Raw genomic sequence first — 15,440 nt, 5'->3', positions numbered from 1 at the left:
TGGGGCTCCAGTTCGAGGTCCGGGCGGAGGTCCGGGGCAGGCGGGAGATCGGTGCGGTCGCGGTCACGGACGCCGCCACGTGCGACCGTCGCGGGCCATCATGTCGTCGGCCGAGGCCGGGCCCCACGTGCCGGAGCGGTACGGTTCCGGGGCGCCCTTGGACTCCCAGAACGCCGTGATCGGGTCGAGGATCTTCCAGGACAGCTCGACCTCCTCGTGGCTCGGGAAGAGCGGCGGGTCGCCCAGGAGGACGTCGAGGATCAGACGCTCGTAGGCCTCGGGGGAGGACTCGGTGAAGGCGTGGCCGTAGCCGAAGTCCATGGTGACGTCCCGGACCTCCATCGCGGTCCCGGGGACCTTGGCGCCGAACCGGATCGTGACGCCCTCGTCGGGCTGGACCCGGATCACGAGCGCGTTCTTGCCGAGCTCGGACGTGGCCGACGACTCGAACGGCAGGTGCGGCGCCGACTTGAACACGACGGCGATCTCCGTGACGCGACGGCCCAGGCGCTTGCCCGTGCGCAGGTAGAACGGCACCCCGGCCCAGCGGCGGTTGTCGATGTCGACGCGGATCGCGGCGAACGTCTCGGTCGTGGACTCGGGCGAGATGCCGTCCTCCTCGAGGTACCCCACGACCTCCTCGCCGCCCTGCCACCCGGCCGAGTACTGGCCGCGCGAGGTGTGGCGTCCCAGGTCGCGCGGAAGACGCACGGCCGAGAGCACCTTGAGCTTCTCGGCGCGCAGCGACTCGGCGTCGAACGAGACGGGCTCCTCCATCGCGGTGAGCGCGAGCAGCTGGATGAGGTGGTTCTGGATGACGTCGCGCGCCGCGCCGATCCCGTCGTAGTACCCCGCGCGGCCGCCGATGCCGATGTCCTCGGCCATGGTGATCTGGACGTGGTCGACGTAGTTCGCGTTCCAGATGGGTTCGTAGAGCTGGTTCGCGAACCGCAGCGCCAGCATGTTCTGGACGGTCTCCTTGCCCAGGTAGTGGTCGATGCGGAAGACCGAGTCCGGCGAGAACACCTTGGAGACGACGTCGTTGAGCTCGCGCGCGCTCGTCAGGTCGTGGCCGAACGGCTTCTCGATGACCACGCGGCGCCACGCGTCCTCGCCCGAGCGCGAGAGCCCGGAGCGCGAGAGCTGCTCGCAGACCAGGGGGAACGCGCTCGGGGGGACCGAGAGGTAGAACGCGTGGTTGCCGCCCGTGCCGCGCTCCTTGTCGAGCTCCTCGACCGTGGTGCGCAGACGCTCGAAGGCCTGCTCGTCGTCGAACTCGCCCTGGACGAACCGGATGCCTTCGGCGAGCTGCTTCCAGGTCGCCTCGCGGAACGGGGTGCGCGCGTACTGCTCGACGGCGTCCCGCACGACCTTGGCGAAGTCCTGGTCCTCCCAGTCGCGGCGGGCGAAGCCCGTGAGCGCGAAGCCGGGCGGCAGGAGACCGCGGTTGGCGAGGTCGTACACGGCGGGCATGAGCTTCTTGCGGGCGAGGTCGCCCGTGACGCCGAAGATCACGAGGCCGCTGGGCCCGGCGATGCGGGGGAGTCGAAGGTCACGCGGGTCGCGCAGCGGGTTGTGCTCTGCGCTGATCTTTGCCGGTCTCAACTGATGTCACCGTTCTCGTCGGCGTGGGCTGGAATGGTCGAAAGGTCCGTCCTGCGGACCGAGGTGAAGCCTAGGTGGTACGTGAGAGGCCGTCGCGGGGCGTCCACGATCGGTGCCGCAGGGGCCGCGACAGCAGTGCCGGCACCCCCGGCGCGCAGGGAGCGTGCCCGCGTCATGCGGGTGCGCCGCCGGCCCGGGCGAGCCCGTCCGCGACGGTCGCCAGCAGGTCGGACCAGCTGGTCTCGAACTTCTCGACGCCCTCGACCTCGAGCCGCTCGGTCACCTCGGCGAGCGAGACGCCGAACGACTCGACGGTCTCGAGGACCGAGCGGGACGCGGTATAGGTGCCCGCGACGGTGTTCCCGAGGACCACACCGTGGTCCGCGAACGCGTCGAGCGTCGCCTGCGGCATCGTGTTGACGACGTCGGGGGCGATGAGCTCGTCGACGTAGAGGGTGTCGCGGTACTCGGGGTTCTTGACGCCCGTCGAGGCCCACAGGGGGCGCTGCGGGTGGGCGCCGGTCGCGGCGAGGGCACGCCAGCGGTCGCTCTGGAGGACCTGCTCGTAGGCCTCGTAGGCGAGCCGCGCGTTGGCGATCGCGGTACGTCCGCGCAGGTCGAGCGCCTCGGGCGAGCCGATCGCGGTGAGCGCCGTGTCGACCGCCGCGTCGACGCGCGAGACGAAGAAGGACGCGACGGACGCGATGTGCGTCACGTCGTGCCCGGCGGACCTCGCCTGCTCGATCCCGGACAGGAAGGCGTCCATGACGCGGCGGTAGCGCTCGAGCGAGAAGATGAGCGTCACGTTGACGCTGATGCCCTGGGCCAGGGTGCGCTCGATCGCGTCGAGGCCCTCGACCGTGGCGGGGATCTTGATGAGGACGTTGGGGCGGTCGACCGTCTGCCACAGGCGGACGGCGGTCGCGACGGTGGCGTCGGCGTCTCGCGCCAGGCGGGGGTCCACCTCGATCGAGACCCGGCCGTCGACGCCGTCGGTCGCGTCGTAGACCGGGCGCAGGACGTCGGCCGCAGCGCGCACGTCGTCCGTGGTGATGCGCTCGACCGCGGCCTCGACGTCGGTCCCGGCCGCGGCCAGCTCGGCGAGCTGGGCGTCGTAGGCGTCGCCCTTGGCGAGCGCGCCCGCGAAGATCGTGGGGTTCGTCGTGACGCCTACGACGGCTCGCGAGCCGATCAGGTCGGCGAGCCCACCGCTGCGCAGTCGTTCTCGGGAGAGGTCGTCCAACCAGATGGAGACACCTGCCTCCGACAGCTCGCGGACGGGTGCTGGTGCTGCGCTGTGGTGCACGGACACGATTCTCCCTCTCGTCGTCTGGCGGCCGTCCTCACGGACGTCCCAGGAGGGGGCGGACGGAAGCCGCCCCCTCCTGGAATCTACGGATGGTCAGCGCTGGTCGCCAGTGCCACCGACCGAGGGGATGGCCTCTCCACCCGGTGCGGCGCCCGTACGGGCCGCCTCGATGGACTCCTTGGCGGCCGAGGCGACGGCCTCCGACGTGATCCCGAACTCGCGGTAGAGGATCTTGTAGTCCGCGGACGCGCCGTAGTGCTCGAGGCTCACGGAACGGCCGGCGTCGCCGACCAGGTCGCGCCAGCCCTGGGCGATGCCCGCCTCGACCGAGACGCGGGCCTTGACGGCCGCCGGGAGCACGCTCTCGCGGTACTCGGGGCTCTGCGCGTCGAACCACTCGCGGCTGGGCAGCGAGACCACGCGGGCCGCGATGCCGTCGGCGGCGAGCTGCTCGCGCGCCTCGACCGCGAGCTGGACCTCGGAGCCCGTGCCGATGAGGATCACGTCGGGCGTGCCCTCGGTGTCGAGCAGCACGTAGCCGCCCTTCGCGGTGCCCGAGGCGTCCGCGAAGCCGTCCGTGCCGCGCGGGAACGTCGGGACGTTCTGACGGGTCAGGATGAGGCCCGCCGGGCGGTCGTCGTGCTCGAGGATCGTGCGCCACGCCCACGCGGTCTCGTTGGCGTCCGCGGGGCGCACGACGTCGAGGCCCGGGATAGCGCGCAGCGCGGCGAAGTGCTCGATGGGCTGGTGCGTGGGGCCGTCCTCGCCCAGACCGATCGAGTCGTGCGTCCAGACGAACGTCGACGGGATCTCCATGAGGGCCGCGAGGCGGACCGCGGGGCGCATGTAGTCGGAGAAGGTGAGGAACGTGCCGCCGTAGGCGCGCGTGCCGCCGTGCAGCACGATCCCGTTGAGGATCGAGCCCATGGCGTGCTCACGGATGCCGAAGTGCAGCGTGCGGCCGTACTCGTGGCCCGGGAACTTCTTGGTCGCGTGCTCGGCCGGGACGAACGACGGCTCGCCGTCCATGGTCGTGTTGTTCGAGCCCGCGAGGTCGGCCGAGCCGCCCCAGAGCTCGGGCAGGGTGTCGGCAAGCGCCGAGAGGACCTTGCCGGAGGCCGCGCGGGTCGCGACGTCCTTGCCGGCCTCGAACGTGGGGAGCGACTCGGTCCAGCCGGCCGGGAGCTCGCGGGCCGTGAGGCGCTCGAGGAGGGCGTTGCCCTCGGGGTTCGCGATCTTCCAGGCCTCGAACGCGGTGTCCCAGCGCTCGCGCAGCTCGGCACCGCGCTCGCCGACGGCGCGCGTGTAGGCGAGGACCTCGGGCGAGACGTCGAACGACTTCTCCGGGTCCAGGCCGAGCTCGACCTTGAGGCCGCGGATCTCGTCGGCGCCCATGGCCGAGCCGTGGATGCCGCCGGTGTTCTGCTTGGTGGGCGAGGGCCAGCCGATGATCGTGCGCAGCGCGATGATCGAGGGCTTGCCGGTCTCGGCCTGGGCCGCGGCGACGGCTGCTGCGAGCTCGTCGACGTTCTCCGCGTAGCCCGTGCCGCCCTGGGTCCAGTCGACCTTCTGGGTGTGCCAGCCGTAGGCCGCGTAGCGCGCGAGGACGTCCTCGGTGAACGCGATGTCGGTGTCGTCCTCGATCGAGATCTTGTTGTCGTCCCAGATCACGATGAGGTTGCCGAGCTGCTGGTGGCCCGCGAGGGACGAGGCCTCGGAGGTCACGCCCTCCTGCAGGTCGCCGTCCGAGGCGATGACGTACACGTGGTGGTCGAACGGGCTCTCGCCCGGTGCGGTCGACGGGTCGAGCAGGCCGCGCTCGCGGCGGGCCGCCATGGCCATGCCGACCGAGGAGGCGAGGCCCTGGCCGAGGGGGCCCGTGGTGATCTCGACACCGTTGGTGTGCTTGTACTCGGGGTGGCCGGGGGTCTTGGAGCCCCAGGTGCGCAGCGCCTCGATGTCCTCGATCTCCAGGCCGTAGCCGGCGAGGAAGAGCTGGAGGTAGATCGTCAGCGACGAGTGGCCCGCGGAGAGCACGAAGCGGTCGCGACCGACCCAGTGCGAGTCGGCCGGGTCGTGGCGCATGACCTTCTGGAAGAGCAGGTACGCGGCGGGAGCCAGCGAGATCGCCGTCCCAGGGTGGCCGTTGCCGACCTTCTCGACGGCGTCGGCCGCGAGAGCCTTGATGGTCTTGACAGCCTGGTCGTCCAGGGGGGACCACTCGAGGGGCTGGTTGGCAGGAACGAACGCGTTCACCGGACCTCTTTCCCGTCCGGAGTCTGCGCCCCGGATCTTCGTCGATTCAACTCGGATCAACCGTTGAACTATTCCTTCGCGCGCACCCGGTGACTCACAGGGGGACCGAGGGCGGAGCGGCGGACCGGCCGGTCGCGACGGTGCGCACCGCGAGGTCAGGTCGCCTCGGGTCGCACCAGGGCACCAGGCCGTCGGTTGCTCCGCCCAGCCTATACGTGCGCCCCGAGCGGGCACGTCGCGCGACCATCTCGTGGATTTCGGTCGGATCTCACACTTTTGTTCGGGCGGGCAGGGCGGCGCCGAGAGGACGGGCGACGTAGCATGGGACGGATGTCCAGCGGGTCGGAGCAGACACGCACCGGCTGCCGGACGACGCCCCCCAGCATTCCTCGCCAGAACGGAACACCGAAGCGCGTGCACACCACGAGCCAGGCACCGATCGACGAGACGGGTATCCCGTCTCGCCCTGCCGCGACCTCCCCGGTCGCCGGGCAGGCCCGGGTCTCCACGGACGGCCATGCCGTCGCGGGGGTCCGCAGCACGATCGGCGCGTACGTCGCCCTGACGAAGCCGCGCATCATCGAGCTCCTGCTCGTGACGACGCTGCCCACCATGATCCTTGCCCAGGGTGGGCTCCCGGACCTCTGGCTCGTCGTCAAGACGCTCGTCGGCGGCACGCTGGCGGCCGCGTCCGCCAACGTCTTCAACTGCTACATCGACCGTGACATCGACGAGCTCATGAACCGCACCAAGCGGCGCCCGCTCGTCACCGGGGAGATCTCCCCGCGCGCTGCGCTGGTCTTCGCGACCGCGCTCGGCGTGATCGCGCTCGTGTGGTTCGCGTGGCTCGTCAACGCGCCCTCGGCCTGGCTCACGTTCGCGGCCATCGCGATCTACGTCGTGGGCTACACCATGATCCTCAAGCGCCGCACGCCCCAGAACATCGTGTGGGGCGGCATCGCGGGCTGCATGCCGGTCTTCATCGGCTGGTCGGCGGTCACCGGTTCGCTCAGCTGGTCCGCGGTCGCGCTGTTCCTCGTGATCTTCTTCTGGACGCCGCCGCACTACTGGCCGCTGTCGATCAAGTTCAAGAAGGACTACGCCAACGCCGGCGTGCCGATGCTCCCTGTCGTCGCCGACAACCGCAAGGTCGCGCGCGAGATGATCGGCTACACCGTCGCGATGATCGCCTCGTCGCTCGCGCTGTGGTGGCTCGCCCCCATGACGTGGGTCTACGGCGTGGTCGCGATCGGCCTGGGCGCCTGGTTCCTGGCCCTGTGCATCACCATGCTGCGCCGCGCCAACGACCCGACCAAGGGCAAGCTCGGGGCCATGAAGGTGTTCCACGCCTCGATCACGTACCTGACCCTGCTGTTCGTCGCCGTCGCGGTCGACGTCTTCCTCCCCTTCTGACGGTCGGGCCGGGACGCACGGGATGACCGTCCGACGAGCAGCCGACGCGCGATGACGCGCGTCGCCGACGGAGAGCCCATGCTCGCCGTCGGGCCCTCGGACGGTCCCCACGCCCCTGCCGCCCCGGACGCCACGCCCCCGGCTCCACCGCTGCCCGCCGCGCTCGAGCGCGCCGTGCGCGAGTACCTCGCGCACCTCACGGTCGAGCGCGGGCTCTCCCCGAACACGGTCGCGGCCTACCGGCGCGACCTGGCCCGCTACGCCGCGTACCTCGCGGCGCGCGGCCGCACCGAGCCCGCCGAGGTGAGCGCGGCGGACGTCGCGGAGTACGTCACCACGGTCCGCACGGGGTCCGACGGCGCCGCTCTCCTCTCGCCGTCGTCGACGGCGAGGTCGCTGGCCGCGGTGCGAGGGTGGCACCGGTTCTGCGCGCTCGAGGGGCACACGGGCGCCGACCCGTCGGCCGAGGTGCGCCCGCCCGCACAGGGCAAGCGGCTGCCCAAGGCGATCTCCACCGACGAGGTCGAGGCGATCCTCGAGGCCGCCGGGGCGGGGGAGGGGCCGGGGCCGCTGCGCGACCGCGCGCTGCTCGAGCTCGTCTACTCGACGGGCGCCCGCATCTCCGAGGCCGTGAGCCTCGACGTCGACGACCTGGACCTCGAGACCGGGGCGGTGCGCCTGTTCGGCAAGGGGGGCAAGGAACGCGTGGTGCCCGTGGGCTCGTACGCGGTGCGCGCGCTCGACGCCTACCTCGTGCGGTCTCGGCCCGCGCTGGCCGCGACGGGCCGGGGCACGCCTGCGGTCTTCCTCAACACGCGCGGTGCCCGGCTGAGCCGCCAGAGCGCGTGGGCGGTGCTGCGGACCGCGGCCGAGCGCGCCGGGCTCGAGCACCCCGAGCGCATCTCGCCGCACACCCTGCGTCACTCGTTCGCGACCCACCTGCTCGCGGGCGGCGCCGACGTGCGCGTGGTCCAGGAGCTCCTGGGGCACGCCTCGGTGACGACGACCCAGATCTACACGCTCGTGACCCGGGACACGCTGCGCGAGGTGTACGCCTCGGCGCACCCGCGCGCGCTCGGCTGACGTCGCGCCGGATCGCGCCACTCCGGCGCGTGCTCGCGTCCTCGCGGGGACGCTGGGGTAGCGTGGCCGACGTGAGCAGCCAGGCCCCGAGCGAGACACAGGACGCCACCGAACCGTTCGACGCGCGCGTCGGTGCGGGACCCGGGGTCGTCGACGGCGGTGCGGACGTCGCGCCCGACAGCTTCCCGCGGGTCGATCCCGTGGGGCGCACCGTCCCCGACTTCCCCGTCCCGGAGGTGCTGCCCACGCACGGCCCCGGCCGCATCATCGCGATGTGCAACCAGAAGGGTGGGGTCGGCAAGACGACCACGACCATCAACCTGGGCGCCGCGCTGGCCGAGTACGGCCGCAGGGTCCTCCTGGTGGACTTCGACCCGCAGGGCGCCGCCTCGGTGGGCCTGGGCGTGAACCCGCACGAGCTCGACCGCACGGTCTACAACCTGCTCATGGAGCGCGGTGCGGACATCCGCGAGGTCATCGTCCCCACGAACGTCGAGAACCTGGACGTGCTCCCCGCGAACATCGACCTGTCGGCGGCCGAGGTCCAGCTCGTGGGCGAGGTCGCGCGCGAGTCCGTCCTGTCGCGGGTCCTGCGCCCCGTGCTCGACGAGTACGACGTGATCCTCGTCGACTGCCAGCCCTCGCTGGGCCTGCTCACGGTCAACGCGCTCACGGCCGCGCACGGCGTGCTCATCCCGCTCGAGTGCGAGTTCTTCGCGCTGCGCGGCGTGGCCCTGCTCGTCGAGACCATCGAGAAGGTGCGCGACCGGCTCAACCCGCGCCTCGAGATCGACGGCATCCTCGCGACCATGTTCGACTCGCGCACGCTGCACTCGCGCGAGGTCGTGGCCCGCGTGCACGAGGCCTTCGGCGACAAGCTGCTGCACACCGTGATCGGGCGGACCGTGAAGTTCCCGGACGCCTCCGTGGCCGCCGAGCCCATCACGGTGTACGCCCCGACCCACCCGGGGGCGACGGCGTACCGTCAGCTCGCCCGCGAGCTGGTCGCCCGTGGCGACGCTGCCTGACACCGTGCAGGCAACCGCCCCGGTTGCTCACGCGCAGGAGCAACCGGCGCCCCCACCGCCGAGCACGGACCGGTACGGCAACCCGGCCTTCGAGGTGCACCTCGAGAACTTCTCGGGCCCGTTCGACCTGCTGCTCTCGCTCATCGCCAAGCACAAGCTCGACATCACCGAGATCGCGCTCGCGCAGGTGACCGACGACTTCATCGCGTACATCCGCACGGCCGAACGCCTCGCGCGCGAGGCCGAGGCGGCGGCGCGCGCCGAGCGCTCGGAGGGGCACGGTCCCGACGGCGGCTCGCCCGCAGGCGCCTCGTCTCGCCGCGGGCGCGGGCGAGGCGCGCACCCCGGCTGGGACCTGGGCACCGCGAGCGAGTTCCTGCTCGTGGCCGCGACGCTCCTGGACCTCAAGGCAGCGCGCCTGCTGCCCACGGGGGACGTCGAGAGCGCCGAGGACCTCGAGCTCCTCGAGGCCCGCGACCTCCTGTTCGCCCGCCTCCTGCAGTACCGCGCGTACAAGCAGGTCTCGGCGGTCATCGCCGAGCGGCTCGCGACCGAGGGGCGACGCTTCCCGCGCGTCGTCCAGCTCGAGCCCCACCTCGCGGCCCTGCTGCCCGAGCTCGTGTGGAAGCTCGGGCCCGACCAGCTCGCGGCGCTCGCGGCCAAGGCCCTCGAACCCAAGGCGCCCCCGCCGGGGGTGTCGTTGACCCATCTGCACGCGCCCGCGGTGAGCGTGCGCGAGCAGGCGGGGATCGTCGTCGGGCACCTGCGCCGCGAGGGCGCCGCGTCCTTCCGGACGCTCGTCGCCGACGCGGGCGAGACGATCGTCGTCGTGGCCCGCTTCCTGGCCCTCCTCGAGCTCTTCCGCGAGGGGCTCGTCGCGTTCGAGCAGGTCGAGGCGCTCGGCGAGCTCACGGTCCGCTGGACCGGCGCCACGGGCGACGGGGCCACCGGCGACGACGGCGGAGCACCCGACGCGGTGCTCGGTGCCGTGCTCGACGAGGTGGGCGGTGAGTTCGACGAGCTCGACGCCCACGCGGCACCGCCCCACGACGGGGCAGGACCAGGCACGGCCGGACCACAGCATGAGTGAGGAGAGCATGACGTACGACACCGTCGACACCCCGGTCGCCCGCGCGGGCGACCAGGACGACGACCACGCGGGACCCGGATCCCCGACCGGAGGGCCCGCTGCCCCCGGCGCCGAGCCGGACGAGCCGTCGTTCGACGTCGCCCACGTCCCGGGCGGGGCGCTCGCAGCCCTCGAGGCCGTCCTGATGGTCGCCGACGAGCCGATCCCCGCGGTGCAGCTCGCCACGGCGCTCGGTCTCCCGCAGCGCGAGGTCGAGGACCTGCTCGCCGAGCTGGCGGCCGAGTACCGCGGTGAGCTCGGTGGGCGCCCCCGCGGGTTCGAGCTCCGCCAGGCCGGCGGCGGGTGGCGCGTCTACTCCGCGCCCGTGTTCGCCGACGTCGTCGGGCGCTTCCTGCTCGAGGGCCAGACCGCGCGCCTGACGCAGGCCGCTTTGGAGACCCTCGCCGTCATCGCGTACCGTCAACCGGTCACGCGCGGCCAGATCTCGGCCGTGCGCGGCGTGAACGTGGACGGCGTCGTACGGACGCTGACGACCCGCGGACTCGTCGCGGAGGTCGGCCAGGATCCCTCGACGGGTGCGGTCCTGTACGGAACCACGGGATACTTCATGGAGCGCATGGGCTTCTCGTCCCTCGACGAGCTCCCCGCCCTCGCGCCGCACCTGCCGGACGTCGACTCCATCCTCGACGCCGCGGACAGCACACTCGGAGCGTCCGAGGGTGGGAGCGACCGCGCACAGCCGCGGTCGCCGGCCCTGCCCGACGACGCTCGACCCAGCACGAACGACGAAGGAACATCATGAGCAGCGCACGCGAGGGTGGCCGTCCGGCCGCCCGAGGACAGCGGTCCGAGAACACCTCGGGCACCGGTCGACCGGGCGGACGGTCGGGCGCACCTCGCTCCTCGGCCCCCCGCACCGGGGCGGGCCGCGGGTGGGCCGGCGACGCCCAGGCGGGCAAGAGCAAGCCGCCGCGCCGCCCGGTCGCGCCCAAGGGTCCCCAGCCGGACGTGCACGTCGCCGACGGCGTGCGCCTCCAGAAGGTCCTCGCGACCGCGGGCCTGGGCTCGCGCCGCGCGTGCGAGGACCTGATCGCCGCGGGCCGCGTCGAGGTCGACGGCGTCCTGGTGCGCGAGCTCGGCGTCCGCGTGGACCCCGAGACCGCGGTCATCCACGTCGACGGCATGCGCATCCAGCTCGACCAGTCGCTCGTGACGATCGCGCTCAACAAGCCGCTGGGCGTCGTCTCCACGATGCACGACCCCGAGGGGCGCCCCGCGCTCACGCAGTTCGTCGCGACGCGCCCCGAGCGCCTCTTCCACGTCGGGCGTCTCGACGCCGACAGCGAGGGCCTGCTGCTCCTGACGAACGACGGCGAGCTCGCCAACCGTCTCTCGCACCCCAAGTACGAGGTCTCCAAGACCTACCTCGTCTCGGTCGAGGGCCGCGTCGCGGGCAACGTCGCGAACAAGCTGCTCCACGGCATCGAGCTCGAGGACGGGCCGGCCAAGGTCGACCGCTACCGCGTGGTCGACACGACCCCGCAGGCCAGCATGGTCGAGGTCGTCCTGCACGAGGGGCGTCACCGCATCGTGCGCCGCATGTTCGAGGAGATCGGCCACCCCGTGACCCGGCTCGTGCGCACCCGCATCGGGTCGATCCACCTGGGCAACCTGCGTCCCGGCGCCACCCGCGTCCTGGGCCGCACCGAGCTCGGCACCCTCATGAGCGAGGTCGGGCTCTAGCACGCCTCCCGCCGTCCCGAGCCCGCGTCCTCACGCGGGCCCGGGTCGGCCTCCTCTCGACCCGACCCTCCCGTACGAAGGAGTACCCATGCCCGTCCGGGCCATCCGGGGCGCCACGCAGCTCGACGTCGACGAGCGCGAGCACCTCTTCGAGCGCACGCGCGAGCTCGTCCAGGCCGTCCTCGACGCCAACGAGGTCGACACCGCGTCGCTCATCTCGATCTTCTTCACGTGCACGCCCGACCTCGTGGCCGACTTCCCGGCCGCGGCGGCCCGCGAGATGGGGCTCGGCGACGTGCCCCTCATGTGCGCCGTGGAGATCGGCGTGCCCGGCGCGCTGCCCCGCGTCGTGCGCCTCATGGCGCACGCCGAGCTCGATGTCCCCCGGGCCGACGTCCAGCACGTGTACCTGCACGGCGCCACGTCGCTGCGCAAGGACCTGGCCCAGTGAGCGGGGACAGCGCCGGGACCCGAGCCGCCTCGCACGGGATCGTCGTCGCGATCGACGGCCCCTCGGGTTCGGGCAAGTCGAGCGTCTCGCGCGCCGTCGCGCGCCGCCTCGGCACCGCCTACCTGGACACGGGCGCCATGTACCGCGCCGCGACCTGGTGGTGCCTCGAGGAACAGGTGGACCTGGCCGACCAGGCCGCCGTGGCCGCGGCCGTCGACGTCATGCCGCTCGTCATGGGGATCGACCCCGCCGCGCCCACCGTGCACGTCGACGGCACCGACGTGGGCGAGGCGATCCGGACCACCGAGATCTCGACGGCCGTGAGCGCGGTCGCGACCAACCTCGCGGTGCGCGCAGAGCTGCGCCGCCTGCAGCGCGCGATCATCGCGGCCGAGTCCTCGGTCGAGTCGGCCGGGACGTCGTTCTCCGGCGGACGCGGCATCGTGGCCGAGGGCCGCGACATCACGACCGTCGTGGCCCCCGACGCCGACGCCCGCATCCTCCTCACCGCGAGCGAGGAGGCCCGCCTCGCGCGCCGCTCGCTCGAGGTCCACGGCGCCGCCGACGCGGCCGCGGTCGAGGCGACAAAGGACCAGGTCCTGCGCCGCGACCGCGACGACTCGACCGTCTCGCAGTTCCACGTCGCCGCCGACGGCGTCGTGACCGTCGACTCGTCCGACCTCGACTTCGAGCAGACGATCCAGGCCGTGCTCGACGTCGTCGAGCAGGTCCTGGCCACCGCAGCGACGGGGCCCGACGCCGGCACGGGGGGCGAGGGGCCCGCTCGGTGAGCACCCCGCACGTCCCCTCTCCCGCCGGGCCCGCCTGGTCCCGCTGGGTGGGGCGCTTCCTCGCGCGCGTGATCTGGGACACCCGGGTGGTCGGGGCGGACCTCGTCCCGGCCACCGGGCCCGTGCTCCTCGCGGCCAACCACACCGGGCTCGTCGACGGGCCGCTCGTGCTGGGCGTCGCGCCCCGCCCTCTGCACGTCCTCGTCAAGGAGGAGATGTTCGTCGGGCCCGTGGGGTGGGTCCTGCGCGCGGCGGGGCAGATCCCCGTCGACCGGACCGGCGGGCGCGCAGCCCTCGTGACGGCGCTCGCGGTCCTGCGCCGCGACGGGGGAGTGGGCGTGTTCCCCGAGGGCAACCGCGGCCGTGGCGACGCGACCTCGGCGCGCGCGGGCGTGGCCTGGCTCGCGCTCAACGGCCACGCACCTGTCGTGCCCGTCGCGGTGCTGGGCACGCGCCGCACGGGCGACCGGCTGAGCCGGGTCCCGGGGTTCCGCCGCCGCCTGTACGTCGAGTTCGGAGCGCCCGTCGTCGTCGAGAGGCCCGACGGCGTGCGCGGCAAGGCCGCCCTGGACGCCGCGAACGAGCAGATCCGGTCGGCGCTCGCGACGCTCGTGACGGCCGCCGTGGACCGCTCGGGCATCGCGCTGCCGGTCGACGGGCCCGAGCGGCCCGGAAGCGGAGACGCCCCGTCCACGTGACGTCGTGCACTCCGGGCGTGTCGCGCGGGCTCCTCGTTCGGAGAACTGCCCGGTTGCTGGGAGAATGGTCCCCATGACCACACCCGACCACGCACAGCCCGATGCCCAGGCATCCCTCGACGAGGTGTCGCAGACCCCCGGTGAGACGATCGACCAGGCGAGCGACGTCGTCGGGCAGCCTGAAGAGACCACCGATCCGTTCGTCCCCGTCGAGGGCGACGAGCAGGACGACGACAGCCGTGAGCGCTCGCTGCGCGCCGGCCTCGCCGACTACGAGCTCGGCGACGAGGACCTCGCGCTCCTGTCCGCCGACGGCGAGGACCTGGACGGCGAAGCCCCTCCGGCGCCCCTGCCCGTCCTCGCGATCGTCGGACGCCCCAACGTGGGCAAGTCCACGCTCGTCAACCGCATCCTCGGCCGCCGCGAGGCCGTGACCGAGGACAAGCCCGGCGTCACGCGCGACCGCGTCTCCTACCCGGCCGAGTGGGCCGGGCGCCAGTTCACGCTCGTCGACACGGGCGGCTGGGAGGTCGACGTCGCCGGCATCGAGGCGCGCGTCGCCGAGCAGGCCGAGGTCGCGATCGCGCTCTCGGACGCCGTCGTGTTCGTCGTCGACGCGACCGTGGGCCCCACGGCCACGGACGAGCGCGTCGTGCGCCTGCTGCGCAAGTCGGGCAAGCCCGTCGTGCTGTGCGCCAACAAGGTCGACGGCGCGCGCGGCGAGTCCGACGCGACCGAGCTGTGGAGCCTGGGGCTCGGCGAGCCGCACCCCGTCTCGGCCCTGCACGGCCGTGGCACGGGTGACCTGCTCGACGCCGCCATGAAGGCGCTGCCGCTCGTGTCCGAGCACGCGGTCGTCCTGCCCTCCGGCCCGCGCCGCGTCGCGCTCGTCGGGCGCCCGAACGTCGGCAAGTCGTCGCTCCTCAACAAGGTCGCGGGCTCGGAACGCGTCGTCGTCGACTCGGTCGCCGGCACCACGCGCGACCCGGTCGACGAGCTCGTGCTCCTCAAGGGGATCCCGTGGTGGTTCGTCGACACCGCGGGCATCCGTCGCCGCGTGCACCAGACCAAGGGCGCCGACTTCTACGCCTCGCTGCGCACCCAGGCAGCGATCGAGAAGGCCGAGATCGCGGTCGTGCTCGTGGACGCCTCGGTGCCGCTCACCGAGCAGGACACCCGCGTCATCTCCCAGGTCGTCGACGCGGGCCGCGCCCTCGTCATCGCCTACAACAAGTGGGACCTCATGGACGAGGACCGTCGTCCGTTCCTCGAGCGCGAGATCGAGCAAGACCTCGTCCAGGTCCAGTGGGCCCCGCGCGTCAACGTGTCGGCCCGCACCGGGTGGCACACCGACCGTCTGGTGCCCGCGCTCGAGCGCTCGCTCGAGTCCTGGGACAAGCGCATCCCCACGGGACGCCTCAACGCGTTCCTGGGCGAGCTCGTCGCAGCCCACCCGCACCCGCTGCGCGGCGGCAAGCAGCCCCGCATCCTGTTCGCGACCCAGGCGTCCACGCGCCCGCCGCGCTTCGTGATCTTCGCGACGGGCTTCCTCGAGGCCGGCTACCGCCGCTTCATCGAGCGTCGTCTGCGCGAGACCTTCGGGTTCGACGGCACGCCCATCGAGATCTCGGTGCGTGTGCGCGAGAAGCGCAAGCGCTGACGCTCGTCCTGCGGGCCCCTGGCGGGCTCTAGCAGGGCGCGTGGGGGCGTCGAGCGATCCACGGGAGGGCCGTGCGTGCCGGAAGGCGCGTGCGGCCCTTCTGGGCGTTCTGGGGGTGGTCTGGGGTGGTCGGGGGACGGCGAAGTGCTCGTGGTGGTGGCGTGACGACCTGGGGCGAGGGCTGGGTGTTGACCGACCGGCCGCTGGAGGCGTGCTGTCGATGCGCTGGGCGGCGGCTCGGAACGGGCTGTACGGGCCGTGGGAGCCGGCCGAGAACGCGTGATCCAGGCCACTCACCAGCGACGATGCACGG

At 72.8% G+C, this 15,440-nt stretch carries 13 protein-coding genes; 10 read left to right on the top strand and 3 right to left on the bottom strand.

The window, feature by feature from the left end:
* Positions 1–63 precede the first annotated feature (63 nt).
* The 3 genes from zwf to tkt form a co-directional block, all read right to left on the bottom strand.
* Positions 64–1,605 carry a glucose-6-phosphate dehydrogenase gene (gene zwf, locus ACFWGN_RS14565; RefSeq protein ID WP_056651600.1) on the bottom strand — a complete coding sequence of 514 codons (1,542 nt, stop codon included), beginning with the start codon at positions 1,603–1,605 and terminating at the stop codon, positions 64–66.
* Positions 1,606–1,777: 172 nt separating this feature from the next.
* The gene (gene tal, locus ACFWGN_RS14560) at positions 1,778–2,911 is read right to left on the bottom strand and encodes a transaldolase (protein WP_377617720.1); all 1,134 of its coding nucleotides are present in this window, start codon (positions 2,909–2,911) and stop codon (positions 1,778–1,780) included.
* A gap of 96 nt (positions 2,912–3,007) precedes the next feature.
* A complete protein-coding gene (gene tkt, locus ACFWGN_RS14555) occupies positions 3,008–5,170 on the bottom strand; it encodes a transketolase (RefSeq protein WP_354505865.1) in 2,163 nt (720 codons plus the stop codon).
* A gap of 414 nt (positions 5,171–5,584) precedes the next feature.
* Between tkt and ACFWGN_RS14550 the strand changes: the two genes are divergently transcribed.
* The 10 genes from ACFWGN_RS14550 to der all read left to right on the top strand — a co-directional run bounded on the left by ACFWGN_RS14550 (position 5,585) and on the right by der (position 15,127).
* Complete coding sequence (locus tag ACFWGN_RS14550; RefSeq protein ID WP_318244675.1) at positions 5,585–6,583, top strand: heme o synthase; 999 nt, start codon at positions 5,585–5,587, stop codon at positions 6,581–6,583.
* A gap of 51 nt (positions 6,584–6,634) precedes the next feature.
* Positions 6,635–7,666, top strand: coding sequence for a site-specific tyrosine recombinase XerD (gene xerD / locus ACFWGN_RS14545; RefSeq protein WP_377617718.1), 1,032 nt, complete (start codon positions 6,635–6,637; stop codon positions 7,664–7,666).
* 200 nt (positions 7,667–7,866) lie between these two features.
* Positions 7,867–8,694 (top strand): AAA family ATPase, encoded by an 828-nt coding sequence (locus ACFWGN_RS14540; RefSeq protein WP_318244677.1) that lies wholly within the window; start codon positions 7,867–7,869, stop codon positions 8,692–8,694.
* On the top strand, positions 8,687–9,784 hold the full coding sequence (locus tag ACFWGN_RS14535) for a segregation and condensation protein A (RefSeq protein ID WP_377617898.1): 1,098 nt from the start codon (positions 8,687–8,689) through the stop codon (positions 9,782–9,784). Before ACFWGN_RS14540 ends, ACFWGN_RS14535 begins: the two co-directional genes overlap by 8 nt.
* A gap of 7 nt (positions 9,785–9,791) precedes the next feature.
* Positions 9,792–10,586: an SMC-Scp complex subunit ScpB gene (gene scpB, locus ACFWGN_RS14530; protein WP_191805782.1), complete on the top strand. Its 795-nt coding sequence runs from the start codon at positions 9,792–9,794 to the stop codon at positions 10,584–10,586.
* On the top strand, positions 10,583–11,527 hold the full coding sequence (locus ACFWGN_RS14525) for a pseudouridine synthase (RefSeq protein ID WP_191805783.1): 945 nt from the start codon (positions 10,583–10,585) through the stop codon (positions 11,525–11,527). Before scpB ends, ACFWGN_RS14525 begins: the two co-directional genes overlap by 4 nt.
* Positions 11,528–11,615: 88 nt before the next feature.
* Positions 11,616–11,978, top strand: coding sequence for a chorismate mutase (gene aroH / locus ACFWGN_RS14520; protein WP_056651607.1), 363 nt, complete (start codon positions 11,616–11,618; stop codon positions 11,976–11,978).
* Entirely contained in the window at positions 11,975–12,769 is a 795-nt protein-coding gene (gene cmk / locus ACFWGN_RS14515) for a (d)CMP kinase (protein ID WP_318244676.1), read from the top strand. Before aroH ends, cmk begins: the two co-directional genes overlap by 4 nt.
* The gene (locus ACFWGN_RS14510; protein WP_377617716.1) at positions 12,766–13,467 is read left to right on the top strand and encodes a lysophospholipid acyltransferase family protein; all 702 of its coding nucleotides are present in this window, start codon (positions 12,766–12,768) and stop codon (positions 13,465–13,467) included. The genes cmk and ACFWGN_RS14510 overlap by 4 nt, the downstream gene beginning before the upstream one ends.
* Before the next feature lie 73 nt (positions 13,468–13,540).
* Complete coding sequence (gene der, locus ACFWGN_RS14505; protein ID WP_191805785.1) at positions 13,541–15,127, top strand: ribosome biogenesis GTPase Der; 1,587 nt, start codon at positions 13,541–13,543, stop codon at positions 15,125–15,127.
* Positions 15,128–15,440 lie beyond the last annotated feature (313 nt).

It is taken from the genome of Oerskovia sp. NPDC060338, from assembly GCF_042726295.1.
Classification (GTDB): domain Bacteria; phylum Actinomycetota; class Actinomycetes; order Actinomycetales; family Cellulomonadaceae; genus Oerskovia; species Oerskovia merdavium.
Note: the sequence above shows the minus strand (reverse complement) of the source record. Positions and strands in the feature narration are given on the sequence as shown.